At 66.4% G+C, this 3,879-nt stretch carries 4 protein-coding genes and 1 pseudogene; 3 read left to right on the plus strand and 2 right to left on the minus strand.

Annotation, left to right across the window (positions count from 1 at the left end; translation table 11 throughout):
* A pseudogene (locus RMN95_RS10985) lies at positions 1-255 on the plus strand (transglutaminase family protein); the annotation flags it as partial.
* A gap of 475 nt (positions 256-730) precedes the next feature.
* Here the strand turns inward: RMN95_RS10985 and RMN95_RS10990 are convergent.
* Both RMN95_RS10990 and RMN95_RS10995 read right to left on the minus strand, forming a co-directional pair.
* A complete protein-coding gene (locus RMN95_RS10990) occupies positions 731-2,116 on the minus strand; it encodes an MFS transporter (RefSeq protein ID WP_397545169.1) in 1,386 nt (461 codons plus the stop codon).
* Positions 2,113-2,529, minus strand: a complete 417-nt coding sequence (locus RMN95_RS10995) for a MarR family transcriptional regulator (RefSeq protein WP_309616960.1) — start codon at positions 2,527-2,529, stop codon at positions 2,113-2,115. Before RMN95_RS10995 ends, RMN95_RS10990 begins: the two co-directional genes overlap by 4 nt.
* Before the next feature lie 44 nt (positions 2,530-2,573).
* On the opposite strand from RMN95_RS10995, the gene RMN95_RS11000 reads away from it, so the two are divergent.
* Together RMN95_RS11000 and RMN95_RS11005 are read left to right on the plus strand one after the other, a co-directional pair.
* Positions 2,574-3,485, plus strand: a complete 912-nt coding sequence (locus RMN95_RS11000; protein ID WP_309616961.1) for an alpha/beta hydrolase — start codon at positions 2,574-2,576, stop codon at positions 3,483-3,485.
* 173 nt (positions 3,486-3,658) lie between these two features.
* A partial coding sequence (locus tag RMN95_RS11005; protein ID WP_309616962.1) for a lipoate protein ligase C-terminal domain-containing protein occupies positions 3,659-3,879 on the plus strand: 221 nt, incomplete at its 3' end.

The following is a 3,879-nucleotide window of genomic DNA, read 5'->3' on the forward strand; positions in this document are numbered from 1 at the left end:
TCCGGCTACCTGCATCCGAAACCGGATGCCGCGATCGGCGAGACCATCGCCGGCGAATCGCACGCGTGGGTGGAGTGGTTCTGCGGCGGGCAGTGGCGCGGGTTCGATCCGACCAACCTCATCGATATCGGTGACCGCCACGTGCTGGTGGGCCGCGGTCGCGACTACAACGATGTGCCCCCGCTGCGCGGCGTGTACGCTGGTCCGTTCGGGTCGTCGCTCTTCGTGAAGGTGGAGATCACGCGCGAGGCGTAGCCGCGCTGTCGTCGTCGACCCTGGCCCGCGCGGCAGCGCGGGCTCGCTCCCGTCCGTGCTGCCGCCTCGACTCGTCGGCTCGGGTTCCTTCGCGCCACCGCGGCACCGCGGCGACTCTCAACCTCGCCGTTCCCCAACCTCGCGATCATGCTGAATTCGTCGAGAACGCTCAGATTGCTGCTACCCGACGGCGTTAGCGCCATTTTGAGCAGTCTCGGCGGTCGCTTGGTCATGCTTTCTCGAGTGCACTCGCTCGCGCAAACTCCGGCCAACCTGCTCCGGCTCACGTACCTCCGACCAACCTGCTCCGACCCGCCTACTCCGACCCACGTTCGGCCACGCCCGCCCCGAGAGCGCTACTCCACCCCCACCCCGCCTCGCGCCCTCGCCCTGCACCGAGAACGCCACTTCTGCTGCCTGATCAGCGGTTAATGCAGCAGAAGTGGCGTTCTCGGTGATCCCGGGCGCGCCGAGGTCAGCTCGTGCGGCCCGCGGTCGCGGCGACGATGGCGATCTCGCGGGTGGCGAGGTCGCGCGGCTTCTCGGGGTCGGTGGTGGCGGCGGCGCTGGTGCCCTCGGGGCCGGCAGGGAGAAGGGCGACCTCGGTGGTGGTAGCGGTGGTGGCGATCTCAGCGGCGGGGAGGGCGGCGGCGTTGCGGTGTCGCCTCGCGCGCAGCATCCACACCCCTGCGATCGCTGCTGCGAGGATGCCCGAGAAGGCCCCGATTCCGAGCGACCAGCGGGGGCCGAACTCGTTGGCGACCCAGCCGACTGCGGGCGCACCGAGCGGCGTTCCTCCGGCAAAGATCGCCATGTAGAGCGCCATCACGCGGCCGCGCATCGCGGGCTCTGTGGTGGTCTGAACGTAGGCGTTGGCCGTGTTCATCATCGTGAGGGATGCCGCGCCGACGATCACGAGGGCCGCTGCGAACAGCCCGTAGTTCGGGGCCAGCGCCGCGAGCACACAGATCGCGCCGAATGCTGCGGAGGCGACGATGATGACCCCCAGGCGGACCCGCTCGCGGCGGGCGGCGAGCAGGGAACCGATGATGGCACCCACCGCCATGATCGACGAGAGAAAACCGAACTCGGTGGCGCCAAGGCCAAACTCCACGGTCGACATCGTGGAGATGAAGATGGGGAAGTTGAAGCCGAAGGTTCCCACGAGGAACACCATGACGAGCACCACGAGGATGTCACCCCGAGAGGAGACGTAGCGCAGGCCATCCCGAATCTGGCCCTTCGCCCTGGCAAGTCGCGGGGCGGCGACGAGCTGGCCGCGTCGGATGAACGCCAGCGACAGCAGCACGGCGGCAAAGGAGATGCCGTTGACGATGAACACCGGGCCCGAGCCGATCCACGCGATCAGTACACCGGCGACGGCCGGGCCGATGAGACGCGCGCTCTGGAACGAGGTGGCGTTGAGCGCGACCGCGTTGGAGAGGTCGGCGTCGGTGACCAGCTCGGAGACGAAGGCCTGGCGCACCGGCGCATCGATCGCGGTGGCGATGCCGAGTAGTAGCGCAAAGGCGTACACCTGCCAGAGCTGCGCCTGACCGGAGATCACGAGCACGCCCATGCCGAGGGCGAGCACGCACTGGCTCACCTGGGTCCACATCAGCACACGGCGCCGGTCGAAGCGGTCGGCGATCAAGCCCGAGACGGGCATGAGTAGCAGGATGGGCCCGAACTGCAGCGCCATGGTGATGCCGAGAGCCACCGCATCGCGATCGGTCAGCTCGGTCAGCACGATCCAGTCCTGGGCGGTGCGCTGCATCCACGCGCCGGTGTTCGAGACCAGCGCGCCAGCGAACCACAGCCGGTAGTTGAAGATTTTCATCGAGCGGAACATCGCACTCACGAGTCGGCGAGCTCTCGCAGGATCGGTGCGGCAGCGGCGAGGGTGGCTTGCTGCTCTTCGGGGAGGGAGTCGAGCCGCTGGGCGAACCAGGCTGCCCGCCTGCGCCTGGTTTCTCTCGCGATCTCGAGGCCGGCATCCGTGGCCTCAATCACGACTTTGCGGGCGTCATGGGGGGAGGTGCTGCGGGTCACGAGGCTCGCCTCGACGAGGGCATTGACAGTGCGATTCATGGATGGCGGGCTCACGCGCTCGTGCTCGCTTAGCGAACCGAGGGTCTGCGCACCCTCCTTCCACAGCACGAACAACACCGAGAGCTGGCCGTCGCTGACGTCATCGCCAGCTCGCTCCAGGCGCATTCGTCGTACCAGACGCATGAGGGCAATGCGGAGTTCATCATCCAGTGCTTCCATCATTATCTTTAGCATAGCGAATTAGTTAGGCTAAGGATAATCTCGCGATGACGAGTTACCTCTACGATGAAATCGAGCGAGGAGCCTCTGTGCCGAAATTCACTGTCATTCGCAGCGACGCGACCTATGTTGATGCGCGGGGCGTCACGATCCACTATTACGTGTGGAAGGCGGCCACGCCGAGGGGAGTCGTCCAGCTTGCCCACGGTATCGGTGAGCATGCGTTGCGCTACGAAAATCTTGCGCAGGCACTCGTGACGGCGGGGTACACCGTGTACGCCGACGACCACCGTGGCCACGGCGCCACCGGCATGGAGCAGTACAAGGGCGACACGGCCCACCTCGGCCGGCTTGGGGTCGGCGGTCTTCGTGCGACGGTCGAGGCCGTTCGCCAGCTCTCGGGCATCGCGCGCGGGGAGAACCCGGGCATCCCCCTGGTGCTGCTCGGGCATTCCTGGGGCTCGCTCATGGTGCAGAAGATCCTCAATGCGCATTCGGCCGACTACGACGCCGTGGTGCTCACCGGCACGGCTTACCGCACGCCGAAGTTCATGAACGGTGGCGACCTCGCGGCGAAGCACCGGCACCTCGGGCCGACGGGCTACGACTGGCTGTCGCGCGATCCTGTGATCCTGCAGGCATTTGTGGATGACCCGCTCACGTTCGACGCAAAGGTACTCAAGTTGTTCGGGCTTGCCGACGGCCTGCGCCTCTACGGTCGCCCGGCGAAGAACCTCGAGCGCGACATCCCGCTGCTCATCATGATCGGAAGCGACGACTCGCTCGGTGGAGAGAAGAGTGTCGAGAAGCTTGCGGATGCTTACATCCGTCGATCGAAGCTGTCGGATGTCATGGCCGTCGTGTACCCGGATGCCCGTCACGAGATCTTCAACGAGACCAACCGTGAAGAGGTCTTCGCTGACCTGGTCGCCTGGCTGGACGCTCGCCTGCCCGCCTGAGCAGCACCGCCGCACGCTCATCGCGGCTGCACAAACGGCCCCGCGCCCGCCCAACTGAAGGAGATATCCGCCGCCACGCCGCTACTCAGGCTGGGATGACGACAGATCGCCGGGATCTCCTTCATTTGGCAACGGACGCGAAACGCCCGCCGCCCGCCGGTTAGGCTTGAGGCATGCACGGTGAGTTCAAGGTTCCCGGGGGCAAGCTGGTCGTGGTCGACCTTGAGGTCGAGAACGGTCTGATCGCGTCATTCCGGCTGGCAGGCGACTTCTTCCTCGAGCCCGATGGCGCGATCGACAGTATCATCGAAGCCTTCAACGGCATGCCCGCCAGCTCTGAGGCCGCCGCCTTCGCGAAGGCCATCACCACCGCCCTGCCCGCAGGTGCGCTGCT

Origin of the sequence: Salinibacterium sp., assembly GCF_031364185.1 — a bacterium.
In the GTDB taxonomy this organism is placed as follows: Bacteria; Actinomycetota; Actinomycetes; order Actinomycetales; family Microbacteriaceae; genus Rhodoglobus.